Genomic DNA, 14,391 nt, shown 5'->3' on the forward strand with positions numbered 1-14,391 from the left:
GGGTGAGCTAGCGTGGGTCGGGTGACTGCGCCTACCCCGGTAATCCCGGTTCCACCGGCCGACCTGCCCGGCACGCTCGGCGCGCTTCGGGCGGCCGGTCACCAGTACCGCACCGTCAAGCAGGAACTCCGCGACAACCTCCTCGCCCGGATGCGCTCCGGCGAGGCCCGTTTCCCCGGCATCGTCGGCTACGACGACAGCGTGCTGCCCGAGGTCGAGCGGGCGCTGCTCGCCGGGCACGACATGGTGCTGCTCGGTGAGCGCGGCCAGGGCAAGACCCGACTGATCCGCGCACTCGGCGCGCTGCTCGACGAGTGGACCCCGGTCATCCCTGGCTCGGTGCTCAACGAGCACCCCATGCACCCGCTCACCCCGGCTTCCCGTGCCCAGGTCGCCGAGGCCGGCGACGACCAGCCGGTCGGCTGGCTGCACCGCTCGATGCGCTACGGCGAGAAGCTCGCCACCCCGGACACCAGCGTCGGCGACCTGATCGGTGACGTGGACCCGATCCGGATCGCCCAGGGCCGCACCCTCGGCGACCCGGAGACCATCCACTTCGGGTTGGTGCCGCGCACCAACCGCGGCATCTTCGCCGTCAACGAGCTGCCCGACCTGGCCGAGCGGATCCAGGTAGCGCTGCTCAACGTGCTGGAGGAGCGGGACATCCAGGTCCGTGGCTACCAGCTGCGGCTTCCGCTGGACCTGCTCCTGGTCGCCAGCGCCAACCCGGAGGACTACACCAACCGGGGCCGGATCATCACGCCGCTCAAGGACCGGTTCGGCGCGGAGATCCGCACCCACTACCCGGTCGACCTGGCCCTGGAGCTGGACCTCATCCGGCAGGAGGCCGACCTGGTCGCCGCCGTGCCGGAGCACGTCCTGGAGGTGCTGGCCCGCTTCGCCCGGGCGGTACGGGAGTCGCCGTCGGTGGACCCGCGCTCCGGGGTCTCCGCCCGGTTCGCCATCGCCGCCGCCGAGACGGTCGCTGGCGCCGCGCTGCGCCGCGCCGGTCTGCTCGCCGCCACCGCCACCCCGGATGGGCGGCCCGAGGCGGCGGTGGCCCGGGTCGGCGACGCCGTGTCGGTGACCAGCACCCTGCGCGGCAAGGTCGAGTTCGAGAGCGGCGAGGAGGGGCGGGAGATCGAGGTCCTCGCCCACCTGCTGCGGACCGCGACCGCCGAGACGTTCCGCGCGCACCTGGCCGGGCTGGACCTGTCCGGCTTCACGGCGCTCGTCGAGGACGGCGCGGCGATCGAGACCGGAGAGCTGGTCAGCGCCTCCGAGCTGCTGCGCCAGGTCGGCACCGTGCCCGGCCTGGCGAAGGTCCTCGACCGGCTCGGCCTGGGCGACGCGCCCACCCCGGAGGAAGCGGCGGCTGCCGTCGAGTTCGTGCTGGAAGGGCTGCACCTGACCCGCCGGCTCGGCAAGGACGTCACCGACTCCGGGCGCACCGTCTACGGCGGCCGGGGCTGACCGTGGCCGGCAACCGGTTCCGGTACGGGCAGTGGAACGGCGGGCCCGACCCGCTCGCACCCCCGTACGACGTGCGTGAGGCGGTGGACGCGGTCGGCGCCGAGGTGCTGGCCGGCGGAAGCCTGCGGGAGGCGCTGCGCGACCTGCTGCGCCGTGGCCCCCAGGGGCGGGGTGGGCTGGACGACCTGGCTGCCCGGGCTCGGCGGCTGCGCCGGGAGGCGCTGCGTCGCGGTGACCTGGACGGCGCGGTGACCAGGGCCCAGGCTCTGCTCGACCAGGCTCTCGCCGCCGAGCGGGACGAGTTGCGCGGGCGCGACGACGACGCCGCGCGGTTCGCCGAGTCGGTGCTGGACAACCTGCCCCGTTCCACCGCGCGGGCGGTGGAGGAGCTGTCCGGCTACCAGTGGGCGAGCGACGACGCCCGCCGCTCGTACCAGCAGATCCTCGACCAACTTCGCGACGACGTGCTCGGTCAGCGGTTCGCCGGGCTGCGCGACGCCGTGCGCGCGTCCGCCGACCCGGCCGCCCAGCAGCGGCTCGCCGAGATGATGGGCGACCTGAACGACCTGCTGGCCCGGCACGGTCGCGCGGAGGACACCACCGACGCGTTCGCCGAGTTCATGCGCAGACACGGTGACTTCTTCCCGGAGAAGCCGGAGACGGTCGACGAGCTGATCGACGTGCTGGCCCGCCGCTCGGCGGCCGGTGAGCGGCTGATGAACTCGCTCTCCGACCGGCAGCGCGCCGAGCTGGCCGGTCTGATGCAGCAGTCGCTCGGCGACCGCCTCTCCGGGGAGTTGTCAGCGCTCGACGCGAACCTGCGGGCACTGCGCCCCGACCTGCGCTGGGGGCGTGGCGAACGGGTCCGAGGTGACCAGCCACTGGACTACGCCGACGCGGCCGGCGCGTTGGGTGAGATCGGCGACCTGGACGACCTGCTGGACCAGCTCGACCAGGAACACCCCGGGGCGACCCTGGACGACGTGGACGTCGACGCGGTGGCCCGGACGCTGGGACGGGACGCCGCCGACGACGTCCGCCGACTGCGCGATCTGGAGCGGGAGCTTCGCCGGCAGGGCTGGGTGAGCCGGGACGCCGAAGGGCTCACGTTGAGCCCGAAGGCGCTGCGCCGGCTCGGCGGGACCGCGCTGCGACGGGTCTTCTCCGACCTGACCGCCGGGCCGCGCGGCCAGCACGACCTGCGCTCGGCGGGGGCCGCCGGCGAGGTCAGCGGTGCGTCACGACCCTGGGAGTACGGCGACGAGCAGCCGTTGGACGTGGTCCGGACGTTGACCCGGGCGGTCAGCCGGGCCGGGCCGACGGTCCCGGTGCAGCTCGCGGTGGACGACTTCGAGGTGGTGGAGACCGAGAAGCGGGCGTCGGCGGCGGTGGTGCTCTGCGTCGACCTGTCGTACTCGATGATCTCTCAGGGTCGTTGGGGGCCGATGAAGCAGACGGCGCTGGCGCTGGCGCACCTCATGGAGACGCGTTTCCCGCAGGACGCCCTGCAGATCGTGGGCTTCGGCCGGGAGGCGACGACGCTCACCCAGCAGGAGCTGGCCGCTGTCGAGCCGGACGGGGAACAGGGCACCAATCTCCAGCACGCGCTGCGGTTGGCTGGTCGGCACCTGCGCCGACACCCGGACGCCGAGCCGGTGGTCCTGGTCGTCACCGACGGCGAGCCGACCGCCCACCTCGACCCGGACGACGGGGAGGCGCTGTTCCACTGGCCGCCGCTGCCGGAGACGATCGAGGCGACGGTTCGCGAGGTGGACCGGCTGAGCCGCTACGGCGCCACGCTCAACCTGTTCATGCTCGGCGACGACCCGGGCCTGCGGCGTTTCGTGGACGCGGTGGCCCGCCGTAGTCGAGGCCGGATGTTCACGCCGGACACCGACGACCTCGGCGAGTACGTGGTCTCCGACTACCTCCGCTCCCGCCAATCCCGCCGCTAACTCCCGGCGGGGCGGGTTGACTGGGGGAATGGAGAGCGGGGGAATGCGGCGGGCTTACGGTGCCCTGTTCGCGGAGGTCGACGCTGGCGGGTTCGGTCCGGCTCCGGAGGGGCAGCTCAGCGCCGAGCAGATCGTCGCGCATCTGGTCGCCAACGACGAGCTGATGATCCAGGCCACCGAGGCGCTGCTGGCCGGGTCGCCGTTCGCCTACTACGAGATGGAGGAAGACTTCCACCGTCCGCAGCTCGACGCGCTGGCCGCCGAGCAGGGTGGTCTGCGGGGTCTCACCGCTCTGCTGCACGGCACCAGCGACCGGTTGTGCGGGCTGGTCGACCAGCTCGGCCTGGCGGCGGAGACCCCGGTCGAGACTCACCTGCGCGAGGGCTTCGACCTCATCGTCGAGGAGTCGCTGCCGTGGTCCCGCACCCTCGATCTGCACACCCGGGTCCACCTGCCCAAACACCAGGCCCAGCTGCACCTGCTCCGCTCCTGAAGCGGGCGTCGGGCATCGCGCTCTGTTGAGCGTGATACCTGTGAGGCATATTTATGCCTCACAGTCATCACGCTCAAAGTTGCGATGCCCTGGACGGTGGCTTCAGGCGCGCGGCGGCAGGACCACCCGGGTGCGCGGCGGGGGTGCCTGGCGGGATCAGCCGCCGATCAGCTCGCTTCGCGGGTGGAAGGTGCGGCGGTAGGTCGAGGGCGCTACGCCGATGCGTTGGTGGAGCTGCTGGCGCAGGGCGGCGGTGGTGCCGAAACCCGAGCGGTGGGCGATCTGGTCGACGGTGAGGTCGGTCGTCTCCAGCAGCAGTCGCGCGTGGTCGGTGCGCTGTTGCAGCAACCACTGGGCTGGGCTCAGGCCGGTCTCGGACCGGAAGCGCCGGGTGAAGGTGCGCACGCTCATCCGCGCCTGCTCGGCCAGGTCGCGCAGCGCGATCGGCTCGTGCAGCCGCTGCCGCGCCCACTCCCGCGCGCTCGCGGTGCTGGTGTCGGTGGCCTTCGGCACCGGCCGCTCGATGTACTGCGCCTGGCCACCGTCGCGCCACGGCGGCATCACGCAGCGCCGCGCGGCCCGGTTGGCCACCTCGCTGCCGTGGTCGAGGCGGATGACGTGCAGGCAGAGGTCGATGCCGGCGGCGACCCCGGCCGAGGTGAGCACCTGATCGTCGGCGATGAAGAGCACGCCCGGGTCGAGGTCCACCCGGCCGTGCAGGCTGCGGAACCGCTCGGCGTACGCCCAGTGGGTCGTTGCCCGACGCCCGTCGAGCAGCCCGGCGGCGGCCAGCACGAACGCTCCCGTGCAGATCGACATGATCCGGACACCCCGCTCGTGTGCCCCACGCAGCGCCTCGGCGACCTCCGGCTCGACGGTGCCCGAGATCAACGCGGTGCCGTCGTGGATGCCCGGGACGATCACCGTGTCGGCGGTGTCGAGCAGTTCCAGACCATGGTCGGGGACCACCTGGAAGCCGGCGGTGCTGCGCACCGGTCGCCCGCCCGGGGTGCACACCCGCACGTCGTAGAAGGGCGTCTGGTCGGCGGCCCGGGCGGTGCTGAAGACCTGCGCGGGGGTGCCGAGGTCCAGGCCGACCACGTGGTCCAGGGCGAGTACGGCGATCCGGTGCGCGCGAACGGTCATGGCCCGATTATTGCGCATGATGGCTTTCCGGCCACTCGTCGTGCCGTACGGCCCCGCCCAGACTGGTGCCGTGTTCAAGAACCGCCGTCTGCATCCCGCCTGGCTGGTCGCCGCCGTCGCCTTCGTGGCGCTGGTCGGTGCTGCCGGCTTCCGCGCCACCCCGTCGGTGCTGCTGCACCCGCTGCACGAGGAGTTCGGCTGGCCACTGGCCACGATCTCCGCGGCCGTCTCGGTCAACCTGCTGCTCTACGGGCTGACCGCGCCGTTCGCCGCCGCCCTGATGGACCGGTTCGGCATCCGCCGGGTGGTCTCGGTGGCGCTGCTGCTGGTCGCCGCGGGCAGTGGGCTGACTGTCTTCATGAGCGCCAGCTGGCAGCTCCTGCTCTGCTGGGGTGTGCTGGTCGGCCTGGGCACCGGGTCGATGGCGCTGGCGTTCGTGGCCACCATCACCGGGCGCTGGTTCGTCCGGCGAAGGGGCTTGGTCACCGGGGTGCTGACCGCCGGCGGGGCCGCCGGACAACTGGTGTTCCTGCCACTGATCGCCATCCTGGTGCGCGACCACGGCTGGCGTACGGCGGCACTCGTCGTGGCCGGAGCCGCGCTGGCGGTCGTACCCCTGGTGGTGTGGTTCCTGCGCGAGCACCCGGCGGATCTCGGTCTGCCCGCCTACGGGGCGGACGAGGTCGTCCCGGCGCCCCCGGCGACCGGCGGCGCGGCGGCCCGGGCGCTGGGCGCGCTGGCGACCGCGGCCCGGACCCGCCCGTTCTGGCTGCTGGCCGGGGGGTTCGCGATCTGCGGCGCGACGACCAACGGCCTGGTCGGCACCCACTTCGTGCCGGCGGCGCACGACCACGGCATGGCCCAGACCACGGCGGCCGGGCTGCTCGCCCTGGTTGGGCTCTTCGACATCGTCGGCACTATCGCCTCCGGCTGGCTCACCGACCGGGTGGACAGTCGGTTGCTGCTCGGCATGTACTACGCGCTGCGTGGGGCGTCCCTGCTGGTGCTGCCGAGCCTGTTCTCCGGCACCGCCGAGCCGACCATGCTGGTGTTCATCGTCTTCTACGGCCTGGACTGGGTGGCCACCGTGCCGCCGACCGTGGCGTTGTGCCGGGAGTATTTCGGTGGCGCCGGAGCGGTGGTGTTCGGCTGGGTGTTCGCCGCGCACCAACTCGGCGCGGCGGTCGCGGCGACCGGTGCGGGGCTGGTCCGCGACCGGCTCGGCGACTACGCGATGGCCTGGTACGTGGCGGGCGCGCTGTCGATCGGCGCGGCCGGACTGTCGTTGCTGCTGCGTCGGCGACCGGGCCGGCCGGTGCCGGAGGCCGTGCTGGCCGCCGCGACCGCCCCGAAGGCGTGGAGCTTCCGAGGCTGAGGCCGGGCCGGCGGCAGCGACTGCGGTCGGTCAGCTCACGGTCCACTGCTGGGCCGGCCGGCCGTCGCAGGGCCGCTGCCGGACCTCGTCGCCCGCCTCGACGCCGTCGTCGTCGGCCTGCGCGCACTTGCCGCTGTGCGCCGCGACCAGCAGCACCGGGCCGGTGCCGGTCGCGGTGAGCCGCCACTGCTGGTTGGCCTCGCCGTGGCAGGGCCACTGCATCACCCGTGCGCCGTCGTCCCGGCTGCCGCCCTCGACGTCCAGGCACTGCCCGTGGGCCGCGTTGGTCAACGTCAGCACGTCCGCGCCGACCGGGTTGACCACCCACTGCTGCTCCGGGCCGCCGCTGCACGCGGCCAACTGGGCGCCGGCCTTCTCGCCGTCGCCGTCGAGCCCGAGGCAGAGCCCGGAGGCGACCCGGAGCACCCGGGGCCCGGTGGGTGGCCCGGCCGGGGTCGCCGACGGGGTCGGTGACGGCTCGGCCGGTGCGCTCGGGTCAGCCGCCGGGTCGGTCGGCGCCGCGGCGCTGGACGACGCGCCGACCGTCGCCGGCACGGGCTGCTCGTCCTGCCCGTCGAGCAGCCCGGTGGCGAAGACCACCCCGAGGAGCGCGCCGACGACCCCGACAGCCACGGCGACCCGCAGCAGCGGGTCGGCCAGCGGCCCGGGGCGGCGTGCCTGTCGCCCGCCGTAGACGGTGCCGGCGGGGTCGGGGCGTTCGTGGGGCGCGGACATACGCGTCATCCTCGCCCACGGCGGCGCGCCGGAGCCAGCCCGGCGGTCAGTCGACGACCCGGACGTCCTTCCAGAACGCCACCCGGTCACGCACCATCTCGGCGTCCGGCTTGGGCTCCGGGTAATACCAGACGACGTCCGCGCTGGTGCTGCCCTCGTGCTCAAGGGTGTAGTACGAGGCGGTGCCCTTCCACGGGCAGACGGTGTGCGTCGCGGACTCCCGGATCAGGTCGTCGCGCAGGGCGGAGCGGGGGAAGTAGTGGTTGCCCTCCACCAGCACGGTGTCGTCGCTCTCGGCGACGACCAGGTCATTCCACACGGCTTTTGGCATGTCTCAACACTAGGCCGTGGCAGTGACGTCGGCAGCGCTCAGCGGGTCGGCTGCGGGTCGGTGACGTCGGCCACTGTGGCGTCGAGGGCGGCGATCACTGCATCGGCGTCGGCGGCGATGGCGAGGCCGCGTTCACCGGCGCCGAGACTGATCTCCCGGCCGCGCAGTCGCTCGTCGGCGATCACCGGCCAGGCCGTGCTCGCGCCGAACGGGGTGATGGTGCCGCGTTCGTAACCGGTGGCGGCCAGTGCGCCCGCCGCGTCGGGCATGGACAGCCGCTGCACCCCGAGCAGCGCGCGCAGCTTGGGCCACGAGACGACCCGGTCCCCGGGGGTGAGCACGAACAGGTGATCGTCCGCACTCCGGCGGACCACGATCGTCTTCACCACATCGGCGACGGCCACACCCTGGGCCGCGGCAGCCTCCGCGAGGCTGCCGGCCTCACCGCGGCTGACCAGCCGATATGGCAGTTGGGCTGCTTCCAGGGCGGCGATCGCGGGCGATGGCATGCCCGCCACGGTAACGGCCGAGCCGGTCAGCGGACGGGAAACTGCCATCGTCGACGTCCCACGGTTTTTGGAACGCGAGCGTAAGGTGATCACATGCGCGCTGAGCGTGTGGATCACCCCATTGACCATGATCAAGCGGTGGACACGCTGCGACGGTCGTACGCCGCGGTGCCCACGGGCGAGCCTGTCCGGCTGGCCAAACGCACTTCCAACCTGTTCCGTCCCCGGTCCGCTCCCCGGACTCCGGGGCTCGACGTGAGTGGCCTGAACGGCGTGCTGTCGGTCGACCCGACCGGCCGCACCGCCGACGTGCAGGGCATGTGCACGTACGAGGACCTGGTCGACGCGACCCTGCCACACGGGCTGATGCCGCTGGTGGTGCCACAGCTGCGCACCATCACGTTGGGCGGTGCGGTGACCGGCCTCGGGATCGAGTCGACCTCGTTCCGCAACGGCCTGCCGCACGAGTCGGTCCGGGAGCTGGACGTGCTCACCGGCTCCGGCGAGATCGTCACCGCCCGACCCGACGGGGAGCACGCCGACCTGTTCGCCGCGTTCCCCAACTCGCTGGGCAGCCTCGGCTACGCCACCCGGCTGCGCATCGAGCTGCAACCGGTCGGCCGGTACGTGGCGTTGCGCAACGTCCGGTTCACCCAGCTGGAGGCCCTCACCGACGCGATCGCGGAGGTGACCGCGACCCGATCCTGGGCCGGCGAGCCGGTCGACGCGATGGACGGGGTGATGTTCAGCCCCGGTGAGGCGTACCTGGTGCTGGCCACGTTCACCGACGCGGCGGGCCCGCCCAGCGACTACACCGGCCAGGCGATCTACTACCGGTCGCTGCGCCAGCGCACCCGCGACGTGCTCACCGCGCACGACTATCTCTGGCGCTGGGACACCGACTGGTTCTGGTGCTCGGCGGCGTTCGGTGCGCAGCACCCGGTCATGCGCAGGTTCTGGCCGGCGCGTTACCGGCGCAGCGACTTCTACCACCGGCTGGTCCGTCTTGAGCACCGACACCAGGTGGCGGCCCGGATCGACCGGCTGCGCGGGCAACCGGCCCGGGAGCGGGTCGTGCAGGACGTGGAGATCCCGCTGGGTGAGACGGCTGACTTCCTGCGGTGGTTCGCCAGCGCAGTGGGGATGAACCCGGTGTGGCTGTGTCCGTTGCGACTGCGTGAGCCGGCGGGGCCCGGCTCGGCACGGTCCTGGCCGCTGTATCCACTCCGGCCGGGGCAGGACTACGTCAACATCGGGTTCTGGGGGAGCGTGCCGATCGCGCCGGGCGCCGCCGACGGCGACGTCAACCGCACGATCGAACGCAGGGTGTCGGAGTCGGGCGGGCACAAGTCGCTCTACTCCGACGCGTACTACGACCGGGACGCCTTCGATCGCCTCTACGGCGGCGACACGTGGCGCGCGGTGAAAGACCGCTACGACCCGGACCACCGGCTGACGGGACTGTACGAAAAGGCGGTAGCACGAGCATGAGCCTGACCGACAGAGATCAGGGGGCGGCGAGCGTCCCCGCCACCCCACCGGCGGGGGGCCGGCAAACGGGTCCGACCGTGGCGGATGTCATCCGCGCGGTCACCTCGGGGCCGTTGCCGGTGCGGATCACCGGGTACGACGGCAGTTCCGTCGGCCCGTCCGACGCGGGCATCACCCTGGCGATCCAATCCGAGCGGGGTTTGTCCTATCTGCTCACCGCGCCCGGTGACCTGGGCATGGCCCGGGCCTACGTCAGTGGCGACCTGGCGTTGCAGGGCGTGCACCCGGGCGACCCGTACGAGGCGTTGCGGGTGCTCAAGGACGAGCTGCGGTTGCGCCCACCGTCGCTGGCCGAGGGGCTCGCGCTGGTGCGTGGGCTGGGCTGGGAGCGGCTGATGCCGCCGCCGGCGCCACCGCAGGAGGCGTTGCCGCGCTGGAAGCGGGTGATGAACGGGATGCGGCACTCCCGGGTGCGCGACAGCACGGCGATCTCCCACCACTACGACGTCTCCAACGCCTTCTACGAGAAGGTGCTCGGCCCGTCGATGACGTACACCTGCGCGGTCTACCGGTCTCCGGACGACACGCTGGAGCAGGCCCAGGCCGCGAAGTACGACCTGGTCGCCGGCAAGCTGGGGCTCAAGAAGGGCATGCGGCTGCTGGATGTGGGCTGCGGCTGGGGTGGCATGGTGCGGCACGCCGCGCGTGAGTACGGCGTCAAGGCGCTCGGGGTGACCCTGTCGCAGGCACAGGCGCAGTGGGCGCAGGCCGCGATCGAGCGGGAGGGGCTGACCGGGCTGGCCGAGGTGCGACACCTGGACTACCGGGACGCGCCGCCGGAGCAGTTCGACGCCATCTCCTCGATCGGGCTGACCGAGCACATCGGGGTGCGCAACTACCCCGCCTACTTCGGGGCGTTGCGCAGTCGGCTGCGGCAGGGCGGCCGCCTGCTCAACCACTGCATCACCCGCGCGGACAATCGGGCGCCGCACCGCTCCGGCGCGTTCATCGACCGGTACGTCTTCCCGGACGGCGAGTTGGCCGGTCCGGGCCGGTTGATCAGCGAGGTGCACGACGCCGGCTTCGAGGTGCACCACGAGGAGAACCTGCGCCAGCACTACGCGCTGACGCTGGCTGCCTGGTGTCGCAACCTGGTCGAGCACTGGGACTTCTGTGTGTCCGAGGTGGGTGCGGGCACCGCCCGGGTGTGGGGGCTGTACATGGCCGGGTCGCGGATGGCGTTCGAGCGCAACGGCATCCAGCTGCACCAGGTGCTGGCCACGCACAACGGCCCGGATGGTGTGAACGGCTATCCGCTGCGACCGGACTGGTTGCCCTGATCACCTGCTGACCGTTGCCTGAAGCCGCGTCGAGAAAGTCGGCGCGGCTTCTCGCGAACCGATTGACAAACAAGTTTTGTACGTACAAACTGATTTTGCCATGAGAGACGTCCTGTACCTGGAGCAGATCGAGCAGGCCGAAGTCCTGCTCAAGCCGCAGCGCGTCGAGGTGCTGCGACAACTGGCCGAACCGCGCACCTGCACCGAGGTCGCGGCCCGACTCGACCAGACGCCACAGCGCGTCTACTACCACGTCAAGCAGCTCGTCGCGGCCGGCCTGGTCGAGCTGGTCAACGAGCGCAAGGTCCGCGGGATCACCGAGGGCATCTACCAGGCCGCCGCCCGGTCCTACTGGCTGTCGCCCCGGCTCGTCGGCCGGATCGGGCTGCGCCGGGCCCGCGACGAGCTGAGCCTGGGCTACCTGCTCGACCTGATGGAAGAGGTCCAGGCCGACGTCGCGGCCCTGGACCGGGCCGCCCCCGAGCTGCCCTCGATCGGCGTCTCCGGCGAGATCCGGGTGCCGGCCGAGCTTCGCCCGCAGTTCCTGCGCGACCTGCAAACCGCACTTCAGGACCTGTTCGCCCGTTACGGCGGCAGTGAGGGAGACGCCTTCAAGCTCGCCGTCGCCTGCTATCCGAAAGGAAATGACAATGAGTGACCCGTTGAAGGTCCAGGCCCGTCTCTCCGCGCCCGTCGGGCGCGTCCGCGAGGCCCTGACCGACCCGGCCGAGCTGCGTCTCTGGCTGGCCGAGCACGCCGAGGTCGAGCTGCCCCAGCGGTACGAGTTCTGGGGCCGCTACACGCCCGAGGGTGACGCCCCGCATCAGCGGCTGCTGCACGCCGACGACGACACGCTGCGCTTCAGCTGGCTGCTCGACGGGGTGGAGACCACCACCGAGTTCCAGTTGACCGCCGAGGGCACCGACAGCACCGTGCTGACGCTGACCCAGAGCCACTTCGACTTCGCCGAGGCGATGAGCGGCTCCAGCATCCGGGGCGTGCTCCAGACGTACTGGTCGCTGTGCATCGCCAACCTGGCGGCCCACCTGGAGGGCCGGCCGTTGCTGCCCCGCACCGACTTCACCTCCGCCGACCTGCGCGGTGAGCTGGTCATCGCGGCCCCGGCCGACAAGGTGTGGGAGTCGCTGACCGACTCCGAGCAGGCCAGCGCCTGGTTCGGCTACCCGATCGGCATCGAGCCCTGGGTCGGTGGCCGGTACGCCATGGGCGGGTTCGACGCCGGTTACGCGGCCAAGGTGGTCGACCTGGAGCCGGGCCGGAAGATGTCCGTCGACTGGGGCCCGGTCGGCGTCACCAGCTGGGAGCTGGCCGAGTCCGGTGGCCGGACCACGCTGACGTTCGTGCAGAGCGGCTTCGACGAGACCAACCCGCCGTACGCGGCCTGGACCGGGTCGGTTTCCGGGCTGGCCGAGCTGCGCCGCTTCCACGAGGTGCCGGACTGGCAGCCGATCTGGCTCCCCGCCGAGATCCCCGGCCTGGAGCCCCAGCCGGCCAGCTGACTTCGACGTCCCCGGTGACCTCCACCTTGGACAGACCGAGCCATCGGCGTCCAAGGTGGAGGGACCGGGCGACGGGTCTGCCAAGCGGCCAGCTGATCGGTACAGTCGGCTGAGTCAGTGTCGAGTCGGCGGCCGGGGCGGTGCGGGTGGCAGGTCCAGAGCATGCAGATCACACAGCGGTCGGGCATTCGCTGGAAGCGGCAATGCGTTTGTTGGGCAGGGCCGCCGGTCCGTCGGCACCGATGGAGTCGACGTCACCACCAGTTGTGCCGCCCGGCGAGGGCGAGCTGCGCGGGCGCGGCACCGCCGCCGACGGGCTGGTCGAGGCCGCGGTGGCCGGATATGGCCGGCTTGAGTCGCTGGAGATCGACCCCCGCCTGCTACGGCACGGCACCCGTGCCATCGCCGACCGCGTGATTGAGGCAGTGCGCGCCGCCCAGGATGACGAGCTGCGGCAGCGTCAAGAGCTGCTCGGCGGTGACATCGACCAGACAGCGATGCGTCGGCAGTTGGAGGCGGTCGCGGCAGAGGCTGCTCGTGGGCTTGACGGGATGATCGGTGACCTGGACGCGTTGACTCGCCGACTCGACCAGCGGTGACCGGATGACCGACGCGATAGAGGTCGACGTCGCCGCGCTGCACTCCGCGGCGCGGAGCATCGAGGCCAGCGGTGACCGGCTCGGCGCCGAGGTGCAGCGGTTGCAGGGCACCGTCACCGGTTCGGCCAGTCCCTGGGGTGGCGACGAGGCCGGGACGGTCTTCGGAGCGGCTTACACCGAGGTGCTGCAACACGCTCTTGACGCCTACGCCTCGATGGCCGACCAGCTCCTGAGTGTGGCCGACAGGCTTGACGCCGCCGCTGACGCCCATGAGCGCAGTGACCTCGACAACGCGGCCCTGTTCACGAGACTGGGGCTGCCCGGTGGGCCTACAGCTGCCAGCTGAGCTCGCCGAGGCCCTCAACTGGGTGGGCTTCACCTGGCCTGAGGCCGACGAGGAGCTGCTGTACGAGGCCGCCCAGGCGTGGATGGCCTTCGCGGGCACGTTGCGCACGGCGGCCAGCGGGGCGAACGCCGGAGCGAGTGTCGTGAGTGCGACCAACCGGGGGCGTGACGTCGCCGCCTTCGAGGCGATGTGGCGTGGCGAGGAGGGCCCGAGCAGCCGTATCGAGGACGGCGCCGAGGCCGCGGAGCTCATCGCCGCCGCCCTGCTCGTAATGGCCGTGATCACGTTGACCCAGAAGGTCCTCACGATCGTCCAGCTCACGATCCTGGTGATCCAGGTTGCCATGGCGCTGGCGGCAGCGACTCCCACCCTCGGTGGCTCGCTGGCACAGATTCCGATCGCGATCGGCGTGGCCCGGGTCGCGATCCGCCGAATCATCAAGGAGGTCGTGCAACGGGTCGTCAACGACATCATTCCGCGACTGCTTCGCCGCGCCAAGACGTTGCTGCGCAGGTTCAACCGCAAGGGCCCGGGTCGGCGTCCGGGACGCCCCGGTGTGCCCGGACCGCTGCAGGAGGTCCGCTACCAGGGCCGGCCGATGCTGGACAAGTACCGGTACGAGACGGCCGGCGACCATCCGGGAAACCCATTTCGGCCCAGTTCGGTGCGTCGGCTCAGTGAGGCGGAACGGGAGGCGCACCGGGTGTACGTCGACTCGGACGGCATCCTGCGCCAGGCGAAAGACGGCGAGCCCTTCGACACTCGCGCCGCGTCCACCCACTGGACCAGGGACGGCGGCCGGGCCATCTTCGTCATGGATGACCGAGGCAACATGTATGCCTCGAACTACCAACGGGTTGGCGACTTCCACCACTCCACCCTGGGCAACGGTAAGCCGGTCGCGGCGGCCGGTGAGATCGCGGTCGTCGACGGTAGGGTCCAGTACGTGACCTCCGCCAGCGGGCACTACCAACCCAGTCCCGGGCATATGCGTCAGGTCACCGACGAGCTGAGCCGCAACGGCGTCAAAGACATTCCGCTCTTCGGCTTCGATGGCCGTACCCGGTTGAACTGACCC

The 14,391-nt window shown here is 71.8% G+C and carries 15 protein-coding genes; 11 read left to right on the forward strand and 4 right to left on the reverse strand.

The genetic code is table 11. The annotated features are described in order from the left end of the window. The first annotated feature begins 12 nt into the window (after nt 1-12). From KBX34_RS00765 to KBX34_RS00775, 3 genes are read left to right on the forward strand one after another with little or no spacing between them, the layout of a single operon-like run. On the forward strand, nt 13-1,473 hold the full coding sequence (locus KBX34_RS00765; RefSeq protein WP_210922650.1) for a sigma 54-interacting transcriptional regulator: 1,461 nt from the start codon (nt 13-15) through the stop codon (nt 1,471-1,473). Between the two features lie 2 nt (nt 1,474-1,475). After that, the gene (locus KBX34_RS00770) at nt 1,476-3,428 is read left to right on the forward strand and encodes a VWA domain-containing protein (RefSeq protein ID WP_088946349.1); all 1,953 of its coding nucleotides are present in this window, start codon (nt 1,476-1,478) and stop codon (nt 3,426-3,428) included. A 28-nt stretch (nt 3,429-3,456) separates the two neighbouring features. Next, nucleotides 3,457-3,921: a hypothetical protein gene (locus KBX34_RS00775; RefSeq protein WP_088946350.1), complete on the forward strand. Its 465-nt coding sequence runs from the start codon at nt 3,457-3,459 to the stop codon at nt 3,919-3,921. Nucleotides 3,922-4,077: 156 nt separating this feature from the next. Here the strand turns inward: KBX34_RS00775 and KBX34_RS00780 are convergent, their stop codons facing one another. After that, entirely contained in the window at nt 4,078-5,085 is a 1,008-nt protein-coding gene (locus KBX34_RS00780; RefSeq protein WP_210922652.1) for a GlxA family transcriptional regulator, read from the reverse strand. A gap of 1 nt (nt 5,086) precedes the next feature. On the opposite strand from KBX34_RS00780, the gene KBX34_RS00785 reads away from it, so the two are divergent. After that, entirely contained in the window at nt 5,087-6,442 is a 1,356-nt protein-coding gene (locus tag KBX34_RS00785) for an MFS transporter (protein ID WP_247671280.1), read from the forward strand. Nucleotides 6,443-6,472: 30 nt separating this feature from the next. On the opposite strand, the gene KBX34_RS00790 is transcribed toward KBX34_RS00785, so the two are convergent. The 3 genes from KBX34_RS00790 to KBX34_RS00800 are packed head-to-tail and all read right to left on the reverse strand — an operon-like array spanning nt 6,473 to nt 8,017. After that, nucleotides 6,473-7,177 carry an RICIN domain-containing protein gene (locus tag KBX34_RS00790; RefSeq protein ID WP_141907997.1) on the reverse strand — a complete coding sequence of 235 codons (705 nt, stop codon included), beginning with the start codon at nt 7,175-7,177 and terminating at the stop codon, nt 6,473-6,475. A 46-nt stretch (nt 7,178-7,223) separates the two neighbouring features. Continuing rightward, on the reverse strand, nt 7,224-7,508 hold the full coding sequence (locus KBX34_RS00795; RefSeq protein WP_210922655.1) for a DUF427 domain-containing protein: 285 nt from the start codon (nt 7,506-7,508) through the stop codon (nt 7,224-7,226). 38 nt (nt 7,509-7,546) lie between these two features. Beyond that, entirely contained in the window at nt 7,547-8,017 is a 471-nt protein-coding gene (locus tag KBX34_RS00800) for an aminoacyl-tRNA deacylase (RefSeq protein ID WP_088946353.1), read from the reverse strand. A 93-nt stretch (nt 8,018-8,110) separates the two neighbouring features. Here KBX34_RS00800 and KBX34_RS00805 point away from each other — a divergent pair, with 93 nt between their 5' ends. From KBX34_RS00805 to KBX34_RS00835, 7 genes are all read left to right on the forward strand, one after another. Then, entirely contained in the window at nt 8,111-9,508 is a 1,398-nt protein-coding gene (locus KBX34_RS00805) for an FAD-binding oxidoreductase (RefSeq protein ID WP_099850771.1), read from the forward strand. After that, on the forward strand, nt 9,505-10,848 hold the full coding sequence (locus tag KBX34_RS00810) for a class I SAM-dependent methyltransferase (protein WP_099850773.1): 1,344 nt from the start codon (nt 9,505-9,507) through the stop codon (nt 10,846-10,848). The genes KBX34_RS00805 and KBX34_RS00810 overlap by 4 nt, the downstream gene beginning before the upstream one ends. A gap of 100 nt (nt 10,849-10,948) precedes the next feature. Beyond that, nucleotides 10,949-11,506 (forward strand): helix-turn-helix domain-containing protein, encoded by a 558-nt coding sequence (locus KBX34_RS00815; protein WP_210922657.1) that lies wholly within the window; start codon nt 10,949-10,951, stop codon nt 11,504-11,506. Beyond that, nucleotides 11,499-12,368 (forward strand): SRPBCC family protein, encoded by an 870-nt coding sequence (locus KBX34_RS00820; RefSeq protein ID WP_099850776.1) that lies wholly within the window; start codon nt 11,499-11,501, stop codon nt 12,366-12,368. The genes KBX34_RS00815 and KBX34_RS00820 overlap by 8 nt, the downstream gene beginning before the upstream one ends. A 242-nt stretch (nt 12,369-12,610) precedes the next feature. Continuing rightward, on the forward strand, nt 12,611-12,967 hold the full coding sequence (locus KBX34_RS00825) for a YbaB/EbfC family nucleoid-associated protein (protein WP_210922659.1): 357 nt from the start codon (nt 12,611-12,613) through the stop codon (nt 12,965-12,967). Nucleotides 12,968-12,971: 4 nt separating this feature from the next. Then, complete coding sequence (locus KBX34_RS00830) at nt 12,972-13,313, forward strand: WXG100 family type VII secretion target (protein ID WP_141908000.1); 342 nt, start codon at nt 12,972-12,974, stop codon at nt 13,311-13,313. Next, entirely contained in the window at nt 13,291-14,388 is a 1,098-nt protein-coding gene (locus KBX34_RS00835) for a hypothetical protein (RefSeq protein WP_210922662.1), read from the forward strand. The genes KBX34_RS00830 and KBX34_RS00835 overlap by 23 nt, the downstream gene beginning before the upstream one ends. Nucleotides 14,389-14,391 lie beyond the last annotated feature (3 nt).

The organism is Micromonospora sp. M61 (assembly GCF_018070245.1).
GTDB classification, from domain to species: domain Bacteria; phylum Actinomycetota; class Actinomycetes; order Mycobacteriales; family Micromonosporaceae; genus Micromonospora; species Micromonospora zamorensis.

Excerpts from the sequence above, each read along its gene's own strand:
- KBX34_RS00775 (WP_088946350.1), top strand. The coding sequence starts at position 3,457 with ATGGAGAGCGGGGGAATGCGGCGGGCTTACGGTGCCCTGTTCGCGGAG.
- KBX34_RS00780 (WP_210922652.1), bottom strand. The coding sequence starts at position 5,085 with ATGCGCAATAATCGGGCCATGACCGTTCGCGCGCACCGGATCGCCGTA.
- KBX34_RS00785 (WP_247671280.1), top strand. The coding sequence starts at position 5,087 with ATGGCTTTCCGGCCACTCGTCGTGCCGTACGGCCCCGCCCAGACTGGT.
- KBX34_RS00790 (WP_141907997.1), bottom strand. The coding sequence starts at position 7,177 with ATGTCCGCGCCCCACGAACGCCCCGACCCCGCCGGCACCGTCTACGGC.
- KBX34_RS00795 (WP_210922655.1), bottom strand. The coding sequence starts at position 7,508 with ATGCCAAAAGCCGTGTGGAATGACCTGGTCGTCGCCGAGAGCGACGAC.
- KBX34_RS00800 (WP_088946353.1), bottom strand. The coding sequence starts at position 8,017 with ATGCCATCGCCCGCGATCGCCGCCCTGGAAGCAGCCCAACTGCCATAT.
- KBX34_RS00805 (WP_099850771.1), top strand. The coding sequence starts at position 8,111 with ATGCGCGCTGAGCGTGTGGATCACCCCATTGACCATGATCAAGCGGTG.
- KBX34_RS00810 (WP_099850773.1), top strand. The coding sequence starts at position 9,505 with ATGAGCCTGACCGACAGAGATCAGGGGGCGGCGAGCGTCCCCGCCACC.
- KBX34_RS00815 (WP_210922657.1), top strand. The coding sequence starts at position 10,949 with ATGAGAGACGTCCTGTACCTGGAGCAGATCGAGCAGGCCGAAGTCCTG.
- KBX34_RS00820 (WP_099850776.1), top strand. The coding sequence starts at position 11,499 with ATGAGTGACCCGTTGAAGGTCCAGGCCCGTCTCTCCGCGCCCGTCGGG.
- KBX34_RS00825 (WP_210922659.1), top strand. The coding sequence starts at position 12,611 with ATGGAGTCGACGTCACCACCAGTTGTGCCGCCCGGCGAGGGCGAGCTG.
- KBX34_RS00830 (WP_141908000.1), top strand. The coding sequence starts at position 12,972 with ATGACCGACGCGATAGAGGTCGACGTCGCCGCGCTGCACTCCGCGGCG.